Raw genomic sequence first — 17,900 nt, 5'->3', positions numbered from 1 at the left:
TAAAACTAATTGAAACTTGTAACAATAGAATAGTTATAACGTCAAACATATGTTAAAGCCCTCTTTACGAGGGCTTTTTGCGTACCAAAAACAAAATAGTTACGTTCACCCATTATAGACGTTCATCAATCAAAAACAAATCAATCATCATGATACAGCAATTTTTCATCCTTTGTTCCGGGGCAGATGCCGAACTTTTACAAACCTGTTCCAAAGGCGAACAAAATAAATACGCCGGTATTGGCGCAACCGTATTCTTTACCGCAGTAATGGCATTCATTGCCAGTAGCTACGCCCTTTATACGGTATTTGACAATGTGTACACCGCCATATTCTTTGGTCTAATTTGGGGGCTTCTGATTTTTAACCTAGACCGTTATATTGTAAGCACAATAAAGAAGAGAAATACGTTTAGCCAAGAATTTTTACAGGCCGTACCACGTATTATCCTTGCCATTATCATTGCTGTAGTTATTTCAAAGCCATTGGAGATGAAAATTTTTGAAAAGGAAATCAATCAGGTGTTATTGGAACAAAAAAATGAAATGACCTTGGCCAACAAAGAACAATTGGCATTACAATACACCCCTAAAATTGAAGGACTAAATCAAGAAATTTCTGCATTAAAAACAGAAATAGCTACCAAAGAGGCCCAAACAAATGCACTTTACGACATTTACATCAACGAAGCAGAAGGTACGGCCGGCACCAAGCTTTTGGGAAAAGGACCTGTATATGCGGAAAAGCGCGAAAAACATGATGCCGCCTTGGCCGAATTAAATGCTCTTAAAGAAACAAACGCAGAGAAAATAACCGGTTTAGAAACACAGATTACCGCTTTGGACACGGAGTATGCGGAAGTCGTTCTAGACAGCCAACCCATCATTGATGGTTTTGACGGATTAATGGCAAGGATTACAGCTTTGAACGAGCTACCCTGGTTGCCATCCTTCTTTATTTTCTTACTATTCCTGGCCATTGAAACTTCCCCGATCATTGCCAAACTATTGGCCCCTAAGGGTGAATATGATATAAAACTGGAGGAACAGGAAAGTATACTTGCTACCTGGGTGACCCAAAAATTGGAACAACGAAAATTAATTCTTGCTACAGATGGGGAAATCAATCAAAAAATTTATGAGGACTTAAAGGGAGAAGAAGAACTTTACGGCTACAAAAAGAAAAAGGCGGAAGAATTGCTCCGCTTACAGGCCAATAGTTTTCACGACACCCAAGTAAAAGGTTTAAAATGAAAAAAGACCAATATTGCTATTGGCCCTTTTAAGGATTTGGGGGAACTACCTTAATTAACTAATAATCGTTTCTAAAATTAATTCGGTGTTGGTCACCTGAATATTAGAAATTTCATATACATTTTCTTGAGCCGTTGTTTCAAAATATCCTAAACTTCTTTTCATATTCGTTGCTTTAATTATGTATCCTAGTTATGTGTTAGTTTCAAATTACACTCCAAAAGTAATCTGCTTTCTCAGACCAAAATCCCATTGCAAGCCGAAACCAAAATTACTATAGATAAATTGTCAATAAGTGTCGACGAATTTGTGGACCGTATTGTACGATAGCAAAAAAACGATTCAATTAGCCATGTAGACAATCTTAAATTCAAATAAGTTAAATTTATATGGCGTGTGTCTTAACTTTGTCAACCTTATGTCATCACTTAAAGAAGAGAAGAAAAAGAAGCGACGTTTTTACAACCTTATCATCATCATAATTCTGTTATTGATTATAACAACCGGTTTTATGGTACAGCTAGGATAACGGTCCATGAAGGCCAACAATAGAAGATTAGCGTTTAATCGTTTCCCATATGACCAAATCAAAAAATAAAATCCTTACCTATTTAAAACGCTTCGGGAAAATTTTACTCGGCCTATTGGTTTTATTTTTTATTCTGGTATTGGTCATAAGAACACCTTGGGCACAAAATCTAATCGTTTCAAAAATTACCGATTACGTATCTGGGAAAACGAACACTAAGGTTAAAGTTGATAAGCTATACCTTACCTTTTCCGGAAATGTACAGGCAGAAGGCATTTACTTGGAAGACATCAAGGGAGATACTTTATTATATTCCTCTTCCTTGGAGGCCAATGTACCTATTTCCCCAATCCTGTTCAACAACCAACTTTCTATAGATAATATACTTTCCAGCGGAGTGGTTGCCCGTATAAAAAGAGAAAAAAATACAGAGGCATACAACTTTTCATTTTTAATAGATGCCTTTGCAACTCCTATAGATAGTACTAAAACCACAACCTCTACCCCTATGGAAATTTCCATAGGAGATGCAATCCTAACCAATTGGAACCTAACTTATAACGACGTGTATTTAGGTACGGAAATTAAATTGGCATTGGGTAGGTTATTTGTTGATATTTCCGAATTTAATTTAGAGGAAATGATTTTTTCGTTGGATGATTTTTCGTTGGATAACACCCAGGTCACCTATTTACAATCACAACCCTTTCCAGAAACGAACGATACAACAAGCACAACCCTACCCCATATTAAGGCCAATGATTTCAATGTAAAGAATGTAAACATAAACTATTCGTCCATCCCCGATGGCCTTAAAGCACAAATTGCTTTAGGAACACTTACCCTTACGGATATGCTGGCAAATGTTGCCAACAGCCAATATGAAAGCAACAATGTAGTACTTTATGAATCTCAAGTACAACTAGATATCACTACAGCACAAAATAATCAATCATTAGAGAGTATTGAGGACGGTTTTCAATGGCCTGCCATTATTTTAGGCGTGCAGAGCATTGACCTTAAACAAAATACCTTCTCCTATAATTTAAACAATACACCAAGGCGCACTAACAGTTTTGACCCAAATGCATTTGAAATTCAACGTCTAAATTTTAAGGGCTCGGATTTTAAATATAAAAAAGAGCAATTTAATTTAGAGGTTGAACAATTCTCATTATATGAACCAAGTGGTATACGTTTAGACCAGTTGGCATTTAAAGCCGGGTTGACGGACACAATTGCCGAGTTAAGTAACATGAACCTACAATTGAACCAGAGTTCGGCAAATGCCACAATGAACGTTCAATTTGAGTCCTTGGCAAAAGTTTTTAAAAATCCGCGGAACAGTGTGCTCTCCGCCACAATATCCGACCTTATTTTAGAACTGGATGATGTAAAACACTTTGCACCCGCACTTGCTCAAAATCCATACATAGATTCATTGTCCGCGCAACCCATTATAGGTTCGTTCACTGCCCAAGGCAATTTAAAAAAGGTAGATTCTTTTATGACGGACCTACGCTGGGGACCACACACCAACCTTATGGCATCTGGTTCCGTGAGCAACCTGACAGTACCAGATTCATTACATTACAATTTGAACGAAATTACCATAAAGAGTACTGACAAGGATTTAAATAAATTTATATCGTCCAAAGAAACAGGTATTTCAATTCCCCATACTTTACTTGTTACAGGAAGCTTGTCCGGTGGTATAAATTGGATAAATCCCAATTTGGACCTCACTATTCCGGAAGGGTCGGCACATGTAAGCGCTAAAATTAATTTTGGCAATATGCTACGTTTTAACGGTAATGTAGCAATAGATAGTTTACAACTCAATCAACTATTAAAGAACGAACAATTGGGCAAACTATCAGTGACCCTAAGTGCAAAAGGTTCGGGTTCGGAACTATCCAATATAAATGCCGAAGTTAAGGGTACGGTTTCCCAATTTCAATTTAGCGGCTATTCATATGAAAATATCGGAATAAATGGCGACATGAAAAATGGCAATGGTACCCTTTCCGCCAAAATAAAAGACCCAAACTTAAATATGGACATTACATCTGTTTTAAAGTTGGCAACGGAACGGCAACAAGTTTCCTTTTCTTCAACAATTATTGGCGCGGACCTACAGGAATTGGGGCTTACAAGGAACAATATTAAAATTGCAGCCAATATTAATGGGGACTATAGCGGCATACCTGCTAACTTCAATTTCAATACGACCATAGATAACGGTATAGCCATTGCGGACAATGAACAATATCAAGTAGCGACCATTTACCTGCAGGGGCATATAGAGGATACTATTACCGATGTCTCCGTTAAAAGTGGATTTATAAACGGAGCACTTTCCTCCAATGCATCTCCCAATCGTATTACAACAGCACTGAAAAAGCAGTTGGAACATTATTTCTCACAGGATTCAACGGCCTATACTGCAGAAGATTCTATCGAGGCAAAACTAAACCTGGCGGTAATACCCACCCCAATTTTGTCCAAAGTGTTTTTAAACGGAATACAAGAATTGGACTCCTTGAACATAGATGCCGGTTTTAATTCCAGAAAACAACTTATTTCGGCACAGGCCAACATTCCGCACTTGTCCTATGCGGGTAGTTCCTTAGATAGTTTAAACGCCTATGTAAAAGGAGATTCCCTAAACCTTAAATTTTCTGCCGGCATTGCAGATTTATTGTATGAACCCATACATTTAAAACAGACCTATGTTGAAGGAAGCTTAAAAAACAAGGAACTGTTATTGGACTTTGTGTCCAAAAATGATTCGGTTCTGGTAATGCATATTGCTTCTGCCGTGATATTTAAAAAAGATACCTTAACGTTACGTATTGACCCTACCGACTTGGTCCTGAACAAAAAACCATGGGAGATTCCTGAAGACAATAGGATAATGCTTGCGGAGAACCATACCCAATTTCAAAATATAATATTGAATAGAAATGGCCAAAAACTAGAGGTTACCAACGCTATTCCTAACGTAGAAAAGGAACATATTGGGATTTTGTTCCAAAATTTCCAGTTACAGACTTTTTTGAGTCTCTTTAATCCAGATGAAGCATTGGCAAAAGGCAAGATAGAGGGTGATTTTATGATCATGAACCCTTATGCCGCTTCTGGTCTTGTTGCGGATATCAATATAATGGATTTTCAGGTGCTGCAAAATCCGCTAGGTACTTTAACGCTGGATGCGTCTTCCAAATCCTTGTCGCAATATGACTTTAATATGGCCTTAACGGATGGTGGCGCAGAACTAAAATTAACGGGTGACTATACGGCAAGGGAACAAACGGCCGACCTAAATCTTAAATTGGATATTAAAAGATTGGAATCCGATGTTATACAAGGCTTTTCAAAGGAATTTCTTTCAAACCCCAAAGGCTACCTTAGTGGTAACATGCTTGTTGGGGGTACGCTATCAGAACCAAAATATTCCGGTTCATTAAATTTTCACGAATTTGGATTAAACTTGGCCGCATACAATACCGCATTACAGATTAACGACCAGTCCTTGAACCTAGATCAGGACAATATTAGCTTTAATAATTTTACTTTAACAGATGCCAATGAAGGCGCACTGTCCCTAAACGGTAAGGTGCTCACCAAAAACCTGCTTAATCCCGGTTTTGACTTGAACCTCAAAACCGAAAGATTTAGGATACTTGACTCCAAAAAAGGAGATAACGAACTTGTATATGGCATTGCAAGCATTAAGGCCGATGTAAATGTTACCGGAAATCTAGAAATGCCGGTCATTAACGGCAAGGTACGTATAAGGGATATTACGGACCTTACCTACGTAGTTCCACAGAACCAATTGGATATTCAAGAACGTGACGGGGTGGTCATATTTGTAAACAGGGAAAATCCCGATGCAATTTTAACAAGAAATGATGGTGAAGCGGCAAGTTCCTTTTTTGCCGGAATGGATATAAGCACCACATTGGAAATAGGCAATGAAGCTACCTTTACTATAGTTTTGGATGAAAAAACCCAAGATAAACTACAGGCGTCCGGTGATGCCACCCTTAAATTAAATATTGACCCAAACCAAGATATACGATTATCGGGCAGGTTGGAATTAAATTCCGGTTTCTACCGCACCAGCCTGTATAACTTGGTAAGCAGGGAATTTCAATTACAACAAGGCAGCAGCATCGTATGGAGCGGTGACCCATATGATGCCAAAATGGACGTTACGGCAATATATGAAATTGAAACCTCCGCAGCACCGTTAATGTCGGCCATAAGTTATGGTCAGGATACAGGAGTATCAAGCAAATACCAACAATCTGCACCATTTCTGGTCTACTTGAATATTGATGGACAACTTATAGAACCCGAACTTTCCTTTGGTCTGGATATGCCAGAAAAGGCGCAGGGCAATTTTGGAGGTGCAGTGTATGGTCGTATTCAGCAATTGAACGAGCAAGAATCGGAACTGAACAAGCAAGTTTTTTCACTTTTGGCCCTAAATCGTTTTTACCCTACAACAGGTAGTGATGGTAGCAATGGCGGTGCAATAACCATTGCCAGAAACAATGTAAACAAGGTGCTTTCCAGTGAGCTTAATAGTATTTCCAATAAATTATTGGGCAATACAGGATTTGAACTTGGGTTTGATCTTGACAGTTTCCAAGATTATGAGACAGGTAGTGCACAAAACCGTACTCAACTCAATATCAATGCCAGCAAAAAATTATTTGACGATAGGTTAATTGTAACCGCCGGTAGTGCCGTAGATGTAGAAGGTAGCGCGGCTTCTTCTGATACGGCCACACCTATTATTGGTAACGTTACATTGGAATATCTGTTAAGCGAAGAAGGAACCTATAGACTTAAGGGCTTTAGAAGGCAAGAATATCAAAATATTATTGACGGACAGCTCATTGTAACGGGGGTTGCGTTTATTTTTGACCGTGAGTTTAACAAGTTCAGTCAATTGTTCAGCCCTTTAAAAAAAGATGATAAGTCAAAAAAGGATACAACGAATAAAAATGTTAAAAATTAAGGTATCATATTGAAAAAATTACCCACATATAAATTACTAAATGCTTTAGCAATATTGCTCTTAGCTTCCTGTGGCATAGAAAAATTTATTCCGGAAGGGGAACAGTTATACACCGGCGCACAATTAGATCTGGAGACCGGCGGCAATATAAAAGACCTCAAGGAAGTAAGAACCGAACTGTACAATCTTATAGAACCCAATCCCAATACCACATTTTTAGGAATGAAACCGGCATTGTTCTTTCATTATAAGGCTCAACGTAAAAAACCAGGGTTTATATATAGATTTCTGAACAAATCCTTTGGGGAAGAACCTGTTTATTTTTCAAGTGTATATCCAGAACGTGTAGAAGAATTGATTCTAAACAGATTGGATAACAATGGCTTTTTTTATAGCCGTACCGATTCTGAAACACATATAGAGGGTAAATTTGCCTCGGTCGATTATTCCGCTGTATTGCCAGACCCCTATGTCTTGGAAAACTATACGTTAGAAACAGATTCATTACCCATTTATAAGGAAATAGAACAAATGTTGCCGGAAACGGTCCTATCTAAAGGAGACCGTTTTGACCTTAACTTGTTAAAGGCAGAAAGGGCACGTCTTAACAATGGCCTTAAACAAAAAGGATATTACAATAGCCAAGAAGATTTATTGATATTTGAAGCCGATACCAATCAATATAAGAACAGAAAATTTGACCTGTTTCTCAGGCTTAAAAAAGACGTACCCTCAAGGGCGGCCATTCCATATACCATTGATTCTATTACGGTATATCCTAATTATTCCATTGAAGGGGATACGTTACCATTATCGGCCCAAAATACCACTCAGGTAGCCGGTATTGACTTTGTACAAAGCGAGCTATATTTTAAACCCGACTTATTGGAATCCTATATTCTGTTCAATGAAGGTGATTTATATGATGCCAATAGTTCCAAACTTACAAGTAACCGACTTTCTGCCCTGGGCAGCTACAAATTTGTAAATATTCAATACACGGAAATGGACACTACCGCTACCGATGGTGATGGGGGTTCCTTGGCCGCGGACATATATTTGGCACCATTGACAAAACGGTCCATACGGGCAGAGTTACAAGCAGTATCAAAATCTAACGGATTTACAGGACCTGGGCTGGTATTGACCTATCATAACAGAAATCTTTTCAACGGTGGGGAAACTTTAAGCCTGTCCACAAATTTATCGTATGAGGCCCAATTGTCCAGCGGAGACAATTCCAGTCTTAGTAGTATTGCTGCGGGCATAAAGGCAGATCTGATCATCCCAAGATCCATTCCTTTCTCCCCAAAACGATTTAAATATGCGGTACCCAAAACTAAGATCTCATTGGGGCTGGACTTCCTACAACGTAGTCAACTGTTTACGCTAAGCTCCGTCAATTCATCTTTTGGTTATACCTGGAAAGAAAATCAATATGTCTTTCATCAATTGGACCCGGTAAGCATAAATTACTCAAGACTCTCAAATGTCACTGATGAATTTCAGACCATTCTGGATGATAATCCGTTCTTAAGAAGAAGTTTTGACCAACGCTTTATTGCCGGACTCATGTACGGGTTTACCTATGATGAAGTATCTGATATTGGAAAGGAATATCCCTTGTATTTTTCTACCAATATAGATCTGGCAGGAAATCTTTTTAGTTTGATCAGTAGTTCAAATACAATTTTTGGGGCGGAATTTGCGCAGTACGCTAAAGTAGATACAGATCTACGTTTTTATATGAGATGGCAAAAAGAACGCACCCTGGTATCACGACTGTATGCCGGTTGGGGCGTTCCTTACGGCAATAGTGAAACCATGCCGTTTGTAAAACAGTTTTTTTCCGGCGGCCCCTATAGTGTGCGTGCATTCAATATACGCTCGTTAGGTCCAGGAAATTTCAATGCTGAAACAGAAAATTCCTCCACGGACTATTTTGATCGCTCCGGGAATTTAAAACTGGAAGCCAATGTGGAATATAGATTTCCCCTACTCTCCTACTTAAAAGGCGCATTTTTCATTGATGCGGGAAATGTGTGGTTAACGGGAGATTATTCTGAGCTTGAGGATGACCAACAGAACAGTACATTCTCACAAACCCTGTTTACCGATGGAAAATTTGAAAAAGACTGGTTGACAGAAGTTGCCGTAGGGGTTGGTTTTGGCATGCGTTTGGACATTCAAAATTTTGTGATCAGGTTAGATTTGGCCTCGCCCTTGCGCGTTCCTTACTTGCCTAAGGACAACCGCTGGAATACACCATTTTTTAGCGATCTGGATAACAATATGACATTGAATTTTGCCATAGGTTACCCTTTTTAAACAATCAGTTTCCCATAATTCGTTGCCACAAGAAAGCCATTAAACGTGTAGCATCCTTCCTATTTTTTGGCATCTCCTTTACGGTAAGTCCATCTGTGGTCTCATTAAGTTGATAACTGAAGGCAAATTGATCTTCGGTCGTATCCATACTGATTAATCCAAACCGTAGATCGTTAATATATAATTTTCCTTCCTTTTTCGTTACTGTATACCACCCTTCCGTTATTGCTATTAACCGTTTAACCTTATCATCTGTAACCAAATTACCCAATAAATTATGATTTTTAGGATACGCTTTAAATGATATGGATTGCCTATCAAAAAAAGAATAATCCGCCATTAAATAAGCATCTTCGGTTTCAATATTTGCCATCCAAAGTAAGGTATTAAATGGTGCCGGTCTAGTATTCATTGCTGTATATGCTATACCATTTAAGGTTAACGCCTCCTCAAATTTCTGATATGCAAATCCTTTTAAAAGTAAGGTTAGTGCCAAATATGAACTACTAATGATCAACCCTAGGCGAACCAATCTCTTACGTTTTGCCGATGTCCTTTTTTTAAAAACTATCAATACCAAACATATTAAAAACGGTACTGTATATAAAGGGTCAATTACAAAAATACTTTGAAAGGCAAGACGCGTAGATAAGGGCCAGAACAATTGGGTACCCCATGTGGTAAAGGCGTCTAAGATAGGATGGGTAAACAAACCCCAGAACATCAACCATGACCAGTCTTTCCATGTAGCCTCTTCCTTCCTATTCAACCTCCATACCAACCATCCCAATATAGGTGCAAACAGAACTGAAAAGAATATGGAGTGGGTAAACCCCCTGTGAATTTCCGTGGCAGTAACGGTATCAAAAATATAACGGGCCACAACATCCAAATCTGGAATAGTCCCTGCAATGGCCCCGTATAACATGGCCTTATTTCCTACCTTTTTCCCTAACACAGCTTCGCCTACGGCCGCTCCTAGAACAATTTGCGTTAACGAATCCATAGTACCATTAAAATTGTCATAATCTGTTCGTAAAGAAAATAAACCGTGTAATTATCATTCTACAATACCCAATTTCTTTAAAAGAAAGGAGGCGTTCATATTTTGGCAGATACCATCTTTAAAGGTATAATCAAAGTGAAGTTCGTTATTGATGATTTCGGCATCAAAATAATGATTTTTCACGGTAGGATATGCTATGGCCACTTCACAAAGGCTCAAATCATGTGTAGCAATTATACCCGTAGATTTACTCTTAACCAAACGCTCTACGAATTTTCTTGAACCCAAGGCTTTATCGGTACTATTGGTACCTTTTAATATCTCGTCCAAAACAATAAAATAACGGTCTGTTTGTATTTCATCAACAATATAGCGCAGGCGTTTTAATTCTGAAAAAAAATAGGACTCGTCATCGGTCAGGGAATCTGTGGTACGCATACTCGTAATTAATTTTATAGGGGAATAGTTCACTGCTCCCGCACAGACCGGAAGTCCCACATTTGCCATCATAATTTGTAGGGAAACCGTTCTTAAAAAGGTACTTTTCCCGGCCATGTTCGCCCCAGTGATGATAAAAAATTCTCCCCTATCAATGGAAATATCGTTCAACACACTTTTAGTTGGATCTAATAATGGATGTCCTGCCTGTTTGGAACGTAACACTTCCTTAGAATTTGTAATAGTAGGGTAGGTAAACGAAGTATGATTAAACGCATAGTTCCCTAAACTGCTATAAGCATCAAAAAAGGTTATGGTCTCAAACCAATTATGAACTTCCTGGCCGTGTGCAGCAATCCATTTCTCAATAGCTAGGCAATCTACCAAGGAGCGCAGAAATAATCCGTTTGCAATTAGAATATACAAGAGATTATTGTTACGATCCAAATTACCTAAGAGTGTAGCAAACTTTTTAAGCACTTTAGAGTTTTTTTCACCCTTACTAATAATTTTAGCTTGCCTATCCTTCAATAAGGTTGATGTAAAAGTGGTGCGTTCAATCATGGCCAACAATTGATTGTACTGATCAAACGTAGATTTCAATTTAGTGGCATCTTGGCCCAATTTCATAACCTTTTTTGTAAACAACCCTACAATGATCATCCCCAAAGCCCACCACAAGATTAAAAGCGATTCTTTTATAAAATCAAAAAAGTAGGCCAAGAAAACGGTAATGGACAACACGGAAAACACCAATGGTATATATAGCATTGCCTTAGGCACAAAAGGAACATAATTTGCCAGCCATTGGACTATGGTCTGTGTAGAAGTCTCTGTTTTGGTTAGTGATGCCATGGCCGAGAATTCTTGGCGCCAATCTATCATATGCCCTATTTCTTTTATGGCCTCTTGCTTTTCTTCAATACCCTCAATAGCATTTTCCATATAAATGTCCGCAAGCTTTTTGCTCCCTTCCAAAAGGTTGGTTCTATTGCTGATCTGGTAAAATGAACCTTCTCCAAAAAGGTCAATATCTTGGCTATAAAAATGTGCACTTTGTTTAAACTCTGCACCTGTAGAAAGTTTGGTATAATTACCTTCTAAGACCTGAAGTTCCAGAAGGTTAATGTCAACGAGCTCCTGGGCCTTTGCTTTCATGCTTTTAACATTGGCATGTTTGGTAACGAGGTACAAAAACAAGGGAATGCCAATCAATAATGTTCCAATGACATATTTAGCGTTTACAGAGGCAAAATAAACAGCTACTGCGGTAAAAAGAAAAACCAACAACCGCAATGTACTTAAACCCTGTAGTTTTTGGTTGTATACTGCCACCTGTTTTTCAAAATCCGCTACTCTCTGGGTATATAACTCCAATAAATTCTTCATTGTGCCACTAACGTTTTAAGTATGCAAAGATACTCTTAGAAATTGATAGCAGTAGCTCTTTTACAACGCATATAAAGCTATAATAGGAATTTGAAACAAATAAAATATTCAATGTAAAAATATAGTGTCAATTGGTTAATTGACGATGATCCAAATTATCAAAAACATTTCCTTGATAAGTCGTATAATTTATTTTAAGCAGATTTATAGACCTTAGTTTTTTCTTTATATCCTCTATAATACCCATTTTAACACCCACATCGGCCTTAAGGGAAACTGTTGCCACACCCCTTAAATGTTCTGGCATTTTTACCAATGCCTGTAGGGCATAATCCTCAACCTCATCTAAGGAAATAAATCTGTCCTCCATTTGAATCCTTGGTTCACTCCCTAAACTATTGTTCCCATCATTGGTAGGCTTACCTACATATATTTCTATGACACGATCCTTCTTATGTAACTTTTCAGATTCGGTGGCTTTTGGCAATGTATTGGCTACCAAAAGGTTTTGGTTTTTCATTACGGTTACCGTCATAAAGAAAAATAGCAGAATAAAAACAATATCAGGTAAGGATGCCGTGGACACGGGCGGAAGCGTTCTGTTTATGTTCTTTTTAAATTTGATCATAATCTTAATTATTTATGGATTCTGGTTCTAGAATTTTTTGGGGAAAGAGTTCCCTAATGATTTCAAGACGGTCCTTTAGTATTTCTTTCTTATCGTTTTTTATTTCCTCGCTGAAATATTCTCTATGTATTGCTTCGAAAGAAATGCCGAACATTCTTAAACTTTCCCTATTTCTTAAATGGTTGTATGCCGCAACAACCTCATTTTGGACGGCTACATAAACAGGATAACTAGTATTTCTTGATGACTTGATTGATATAATTGCCTTTGAAGGGTTTTCTGAAGAATCCTCCAAGCGGTCTCCTTTACAATACGTACAAAATTCATCATGATCTGCAGATAGCCCTCCATTATCAATAAAAGAGATTACTTGGCCTTTAAGATCTTCAAGGTCAATTATATCATCTTCTGCCAATATTTGATTACTGTCATTAATGACGATTTTAAAAATGTTCCGCTGCTTAATATCTATGATATCCTTATTTTCCGGAGGCATTAATCGATTTAAGCCTTCATCATTTTCTATGGTAGTGGTGACCAAAAAAAATATCAACAATAAAAATGCGATATCCGCCATTGAGCCAGCGTTAACTTCTTGAGGTAATCTATGGTTATTCATAAATAGTGCATTTTACTTGCACTATTAAGTACTATAATTTAAATAGCGAATGAAAACAACAATGAGCGAACACCCCATTTGAGTGAGTAAATGGGCTTTACAAATGAAATATTCAAGATTGTTTAAAGTGCATCCAAAGCAGCCTTTAACTTCTTGGTAAACTTGGCGACTACCAAGTGATAGGAATCATCAATAAGTTCCTTGATAAAATTTGGCGGCAAGCTTTCTAGATACACAGTGTTCCAATGTTTTTTACTCATGTGCCAAGCTTCAATAATACCGTCATGTGTCTCACGAAGTTCAATGGCCCTATCTGGGTCGCACTTGAGATTAACCTGTGAGGGTATGCGCTCAAGACCACATACCGCGAACATTTTGCCCATTACTTTAAATACCAAAGTTTTTTCATCAAACGGAAAGCCCTCTGTTACTCCTTTTTTAGCTAAGCAGTACTCCCTAAATTCTTCAATGTTCATTGCAATTTAGTATATAAAGGTTAGTATTTAGTGCCCAGTAAAGAATGTTCATTGTGCTTAGTGAAAGATACATTGTACCATGTACGTTGTACTTCTTTCCTTAAACCTTTTATATAATCCTAACTTTTATTTCATTAAACAAAAAATGGATCAATAATGTCTAGTTAGTCGTTGTTTTTGACCTTGCTAAATTCAAGAAATCCTGCATATTGCTCCAAACATATCTTGTCTTGTAAAAGATAGTATCTCCTATATCATCTGACTTGACGGTATCCATTGCCTTACCTCCTAATCGTTCATAAAATGAAATTGCCGGTTTGTTCGTGGTCAATACCCAAAGGTAAAATCCATGACTATATTTTCCGATTAGGATTTCTTCTGCTAGTTTGCACATTAATTGTGTGCCAATGCCCTTACCTTTTTCCTGACTGTCTACATGCAAATTATCCAAGTACGTGCCGTACACCGGGTGTTCATCAAAATAGGAACAAATAAACCCCAATAGACGGTCCTTTTCTTCTGCCAAAAGAATATGCTGTGTATTTTTAGGATTTTGAAATCTTTTCTGCCAAACCCTTATTCGTTCGTCAAAAACCTCAACATCTAAAAAATGCGCACTAAAAGATTGCCTATAATGTTTTTGCCAACTTAAGGCATGTAAATTTGCGATAGCCCTTGCATCTGTATTAACGGCATTTCTATAAACCACCACAAATTAATTTTAAATACCCTTAGAATCGTAGACGATTACCTTGGACCACAGGTCGCTAGATTCCTCTATGAACAATTTATGAGGTGCTTCATCCTGGTAAGCTTGCTGAGCCTCATCTGATTCAAAAGTTACAATTAAGGAATAGGTAAAGGAACCATCTACAACATCTCTACTTGCTTTTGGAGGAGTACCAATAAATTTGGTCTTGGCATAACCGGAGTTGTCCAAAAATTTCTTTAAAGAAGTTTCAAATGCAGTGCGGTCAGCGGCATTGTCCGGATTTTTCAGCCAGAAAAATACCGTGTGCGTAAAATTGGAGTCAAAAGTTGTCATTTCATTTTCATTTTGACCAAAACTAAAATTGGTCATTAAGGTTATTGCAAGAATACAAATTATGTTTTTCATTTTTAAATAATATTAGGTTATGGTTACTGTTCTAACTTTTCTATTTGCCGTTGTGGAATCTTTAGTGCGGTATAATCTAATTTCCACCCTATGGTCTCAACAATTTTTTCCATGATCAGTACTGTTTGCAGTGCCTCTTTACGTGCACTTTCCATAAGTCCACTTTCTGGAATTTTCTCACGGATATGGGTTTTGGCTTCAGCGTTCAACCTCGTCAAATCTTCCGGTACAAAAAAATTGAAAAACCCGCTCTTAATATCATAAAATTCCAGTTCAGGCTCTATGCTCAACACTTCTGGTTGCGGAAAATTATCCAAAACGATCAACTTTCTTTCTTCGTCTGCGTGCATCATTAATTTATTCAGGTCATACCCTATATGTGCCTTAGCCTTAATGACGACCAAGGCCTTTTTCTTACTACTGACCAAGCTCATGAAATCCTTTACATTTTCATACTTATAGATTTCCGCAAAATCACCTTCAATGGAAATGAGCTTACATACACTTTTCATTTTTTCCAACAATACCGTAGATTGATGCGTTGTAATCTCCTTGGATTTCTTTCCCCTAAAAAAGGTAAAGACCCAATACGTACCAATGGCTCCTAATATTAAACCTAAAAATGTATCGAATATATTATCCATTTGTGTTTCCTATTTCACCCAAGTGGGTAAACTTAAATCCTTTTTCATATTTAAGTCCGTACCCAAAGATACGATCCATGGCCGTATGGATGAAAAGAATTGTTCCTATTAATTGCACAATGGGCAACATAAAATAGATACCTACAAAATATAAAAGTACCGCTACGCCCCTATGGTGCGCAATATTATAGCATACCGCTCCTACTTTGGAACCAAAGAGATAACCAACCATAGAAACATCCGGAACCAAAATCAAGGCCGGCAGCCACCACCATGAATACCCTAACAGACCAAACATAAATATGCCCAGTACCATAAGTGTTACTTCTTCAAGCTTTAATAGGTTTTTCATAATTATAAAATTTTATACATTACCGGTCTACTGGGACTTGCGTCATTTTCAAAAGGGGCTATTTGAAGGTTTAAAAAGTAGGGACCATCCTTAATGGCATCTTCTACATAGACAAACTCCGTTATGGTTGCCCCCATTCGTATTTTCCCGTTATAATTCCAAAAAGCTTTGTGTGCCAAAAGATTTCCATCATCTTTTTCCTTATCTACAGAAGGTAGGTCTATTAATAGATGTTCCACTCCTGAATCCCGTATATATTCCATGGCATTCTCTAAGATATAAGGTGGATTGGTATGTGAGTATTTTCGGTATAGCTTGTCACTACTATTGGGCAATGTACGTATGATCAACGCTTGGGGCCGGTTGGCATTCATGGACTCTACTACTTGTTGTCTAGTGATGACCAAATCCCCATTTTTTTCTTGCGGTGTAATTGTAATCAATTCTGCAAAATGAAAGAATTGATGTACATGCTGATTTATAGACTGGTGTTCCTTGGAAATATGACCAATACATTCCGTATGGGTACCATGGGCATGCGGATTAAAACTAATGTCAAAAAAATTAGTAGAAGACCCACTTACTATGGCCCCTACAAAGTTGCCATCTACATGTGGTGCTATTTTTGGAGGTCCTACATACCAGGCATTTACGTTCTTATCATTGCCGGAAATTGCAATGGAGATATCTAACGGTTCAGAAAGGTCAATTTGGTATTCCTTATGGTTATGATGAATTATTGCTTTCATTTTCAAATGGACCGGTGATCGTTGATTATAGCTGGTTGATTCAATGCAGAAAATTACAACATTTTAACCTGTTTCCGATAACAAAGGCTGAAGATGGCCCTAATTTGAAAATCTTCTATTCCCCAAATGGTTTATGGGAAGATTTTCTAATCGGTTTTTATCTATATAATGGAATTTAGGGTAAGAACAACCTATTTTAAATTGACCATAAACAGGTGCGATGCAATACCGTCTGCCAAAAACATACCCTTTTTAGTTGTTTTTAAGACTTCTCCGTCAAAAAACAGCAAGTGCTCTGCTATATATTTCTCCGCTTGCAACAACGCATATTCTTTATATTTTTCTCCAAATTCAGTTGCAATTCTATGTAGCGATACCCCCCAAATGGTTCGTAGTCCGGTCATGATATACTCATTGTATTTATCAGTAGTAGAAAGGACTTCTATTTCTATAGGCAAAATACCGGTGTTGATCGCTTTAATATACTTAGGGTTGTTATTGATGTTCCACCCCCTGCGTACACCATCAAATGAATGTGCGGACGGACCAATGCCAATATATTTTTTCTGCTGCCAATAGGCGGAATTATTCTTTGAGTAATACCCTGGTTTACCAAAATTGGAAATTTCATAGCAGTCATAGCCAGCCTCTACAAGCGTTTCGCTCAAAAGGTTAAAATGTTCTTGCGTTTCTTCATCACTTGCGGGTGTTACCATGCCTTGGTCAACAAATTTGGCAAGTGCAGTTTTATGTTCTACCGTCAACGCGTAACTAGATATATGCGGAATATCATATTGAAGGGCTTTATCTATATTTTCTTTCCAACGTACAACGTTCATATTGGGCATACCGTAAATTAAATCGATTGAAATATTATCGAAATACTCGGTTGCTAATTTTAGACATTTCTCCGCCTCATTGGCACTATGTGCCCTATTCATCAATTTTAAATCTTCCTCGAAAAACGATTGAATCCCTATACTTAACCGGTTTATTGAACTTTCTGCCAATTGTAGAATTTTTTCTTCGGATAAATCATCGGGATTGGCTTCTAAAGTAATTTCAGGATTATCTATAACATTATAATTCGTACGCACCGCATTCAATATGTGCTCTATTTCATCGGTCTGTAGAACGGATGGGGTACCTCCTCCAAAATAAATAGTCTCTACCGTTTCAGCCAAGAACTCATTTTTTCGCATTTCCACTTCCTTTGCTAATGCTTTTACCATAGCCTCCTTTTTTCCCATTGAGGTAGAAAAATGAAAATCACAATAATGACACGCTTGCTTACAAAATGGGATGTGAATGTAGATTCCGCTCATATGATCAATTAG

The 17,900-nt window shown here is 37.7% G+C and carries 15 protein-coding genes; 4 read left to right on the top strand and 11 right to left on the bottom strand.

The window, feature by feature from the left end; all coding sequences use genetic code 11:
- Window positions 1-149: 149 nt before the first annotated feature.
- The 3 genes from Q2T41_RS12045 to tamL all read left to right on the top strand — a co-directional run bounded on the left by Q2T41_RS12045 (window position 150) and on the right by tamL (window position 9,145).
- Complete coding sequence (locus Q2T41_RS12045) at window positions 150-1,253, top strand: DUF4407 domain-containing protein (RefSeq protein WP_304436299.1); 1,104 nt, start codon at window positions 150-152, stop codon at window positions 1,251-1,253.
- A gap of 578 nt (window positions 1,254-1,831) precedes the next feature.
- Window positions 1,832-6,817, top strand: a complete 4,986-nt coding sequence (locus Q2T41_RS12040; RefSeq protein WP_304436298.1) for a translocation/assembly module TamB domain-containing protein — start codon at window positions 1,832-1,834, stop codon at window positions 6,815-6,817.
- 9 nt (window positions 6,818-6,826) lie between these two features.
- Window positions 6,827-9,145 carry a translocation and assembly module lipoprotein TamL gene (tamL, locus tag Q2T41_RS12035; protein ID WP_367186863.1) on the top strand — a complete coding sequence of 773 codons (2,319 nt, stop codon included), beginning with the start codon at window positions 6,827-6,829 and terminating at the stop codon, window positions 9,143-9,145.
- Between the two features lie 4 nt (window positions 9,146-9,149).
- On the opposite strand, the gene Q2T41_RS12030 is transcribed toward tamL, so the two are convergent.
- The 10 genes from Q2T41_RS12030 to Q2T41_RS11985 form a co-directional block, all read right to left on the bottom strand.
- The gene (locus tag Q2T41_RS12030; RefSeq protein WP_304436297.1) at window positions 9,150-10,151 is read right to left on the bottom strand and encodes a metal-dependent hydrolase; all 1,002 of its coding nucleotides are present in this window, start codon (window positions 10,149-10,151) and stop codon (window positions 9,150-9,152) included.
- A 54-nt stretch (window positions 10,152-10,205) separates the two neighbouring features.
- Window positions 10,206-11,978, bottom strand: a complete 1,773-nt coding sequence (locus Q2T41_RS12025; RefSeq protein ID WP_304436296.1) for a MutS-related protein — start codon at window positions 11,976-11,978, stop codon at window positions 10,206-10,208.
- A gap of 127 nt (window positions 11,979-12,105) precedes the next feature.
- A complete protein-coding gene (locus Q2T41_RS12020; protein ID WP_304436295.1) occupies window positions 12,106-12,606 on the bottom strand; it encodes an ExbD/TolR family protein in 501 nt (166 codons plus the stop codon).
- Window positions 12,607-12,610: 4 nt separating this feature from the next.
- Window positions 12,611-13,225: an ExbD/TolR family protein gene (locus Q2T41_RS12015; RefSeq protein ID WP_304436294.1), complete on the bottom strand. Its 615-nt coding sequence runs from the start codon at window positions 13,223-13,225 to the stop codon at window positions 12,611-12,613.
- Window positions 13,226-13,347: 122 nt separating this feature from the next.
- Window positions 13,348-13,701 (bottom strand): MmcQ/YjbR family DNA-binding protein, encoded by a 354-nt coding sequence (locus Q2T41_RS12010; RefSeq protein ID WP_144804409.1) that lies wholly within the window; start codon window positions 13,699-13,701, stop codon window positions 13,348-13,350.
- Window positions 13,702-13,861: 160 nt separating this feature from the next.
- Window positions 13,862-14,410 (bottom strand): GNAT family N-acetyltransferase, encoded by a 549-nt coding sequence (locus Q2T41_RS12005; RefSeq protein ID WP_304436293.1) that lies wholly within the window; start codon window positions 14,408-14,410, stop codon window positions 13,862-13,864.
- Window positions 14,411-14,422: 12 nt separating this feature from the next.
- Entirely contained in the window at window positions 14,423-14,818 is a 396-nt protein-coding gene (locus tag Q2T41_RS12000; protein ID WP_089259172.1) for a Dabb family protein, read from the bottom strand.
- 23 nt (window positions 14,819-14,841) lie between these two features.
- A complete protein-coding gene (locus tag Q2T41_RS11995) occupies window positions 14,842-15,462 on the bottom strand; it encodes a DUF4230 domain-containing protein (RefSeq protein WP_144804405.1) in 621 nt (206 codons plus the stop codon).
- Window positions 15,455-15,814 (bottom strand): DUF4260 domain-containing protein, encoded by a 360-nt coding sequence (locus Q2T41_RS11990; protein WP_089259168.1) that lies wholly within the window; start codon window positions 15,812-15,814, stop codon window positions 15,455-15,457. Before Q2T41_RS11990 ends, Q2T41_RS11995 begins: the two co-directional genes overlap by 8 nt.
- A 2-nt stretch (window positions 15,815-15,816) precedes the next feature.
- The gene (locus tag Q2T41_RS11985; protein WP_304436292.1) at window positions 15,817-16,563 is read right to left on the bottom strand and encodes a cyclase family protein; all 747 of its coding nucleotides are present in this window, start codon (window positions 16,561-16,563) and stop codon (window positions 15,817-15,819) included.
- On the opposite strand from Q2T41_RS11985, the gene Q2T41_RS11980 reads away from it, so the two are divergent.
- Entirely contained in the window at window positions 16,554-16,742 is a 189-nt protein-coding gene (locus Q2T41_RS11980; RefSeq protein WP_304436291.1) for a hypothetical protein, read from the top strand. The genes Q2T41_RS11985 and Q2T41_RS11980 overlap by 10 nt on opposite strands.
- Window positions 16,743-16,754: 12 nt before the next feature.
- On the opposite strand, the gene hemW is transcribed toward Q2T41_RS11980, so the two are convergent.
- Complete coding sequence (gene hemW, locus Q2T41_RS11975) at window positions 16,755-17,888, bottom strand: radical SAM family heme chaperone HemW (RefSeq protein WP_304436290.1); 1,134 nt, start codon at window positions 17,886-17,888, stop codon at window positions 16,755-16,757.
- Window positions 17,889-17,900 lie beyond the last annotated feature (12 nt).

Origin of the sequence: Maribacter confluentis, from assembly GCF_030505015.1 — a bacterium.
Classification (GTDB): domain Bacteria; phylum Bacteroidota; class Bacteroidia; order Flavobacteriales; family Flavobacteriaceae; genus Maribacter; species Maribacter sedimenticola.
This window is presented reverse-complemented; position numbering and strand designations above follow the sequence as displayed.

Excerpts from the sequence above, each read along its gene's own strand:
- Q2T41_RS12045 (WP_304436299.1), top strand. The coding sequence starts at position 150 with ATGATACAGCAATTTTTCATCCTTTGTTCCGGGGCAGATGCCGAACTT.
- Q2T41_RS12040 (WP_304436298.1), top strand. The coding sequence starts at position 1,832 with ATGACCAAATCAAAAAATAAAATCCTTACCTATTTAAAACGCTTCGGG.
- Q2T41_RS12030 (WP_304436297.1), bottom strand. The coding sequence starts at position 10,151 with ATGGATTCGTTAACGCAAATTGTTCTAGGAGCGGCCGTAGGCGAAGCT.
- Q2T41_RS12025 (WP_304436296.1), bottom strand. The coding sequence starts at position 11,978 with ATGAAGAATTTATTGGAGTTATATACCCAGAGAGTAGCGGATTTTGAA.
- Q2T41_RS12020 (WP_304436295.1), bottom strand. The coding sequence starts at position 12,606 with ATGATCAAATTTAAAAAGAACATAAACAGAACGCTTCCGCCCGTGTCC.
- Q2T41_RS12015 (WP_304436294.1), bottom strand. The coding sequence starts at position 13,225 with ATGAATAACCATAGATTACCTCAAGAAGTTAACGCTGGCTCAATGGCG.
- Q2T41_RS12010 (WP_144804409.1), bottom strand. The coding sequence starts at position 13,701 with ATGAACATTGAAGAATTTAGGGAGTACTGCTTAGCTAAAAAAGGAGTA.
- Q2T41_RS12000 (WP_089259172.1), bottom strand. The coding sequence starts at position 14,818 with ATGAAAAACATAATTTGTATTCTTGCAATAACCTTAATGACCAATTTT.
- Q2T41_RS11995 (WP_144804405.1), bottom strand. The coding sequence starts at position 15,462 with ATGGATAATATATTCGATACATTTTTAGGTTTAATATTAGGAGCCATT.
- Q2T41_RS11990 (WP_089259168.1), bottom strand. The coding sequence starts at position 15,814 with ATGAAAAACCTATTAAAGCTTGAAGAAGTAACACTTATGGTACTGGGC.
- Q2T41_RS11985 (WP_304436292.1), bottom strand. The coding sequence starts at position 16,563 with ATGAAAGCAATAATTCATCATAACCATAAGGAATACCAAATTGACCTT.
- hemW (WP_304436290.1), bottom strand. The coding sequence starts at position 17,888 with ATGAGCGGAATCTACATTCACATCCCATTTTGTAAGCAAGCGTGTCAT.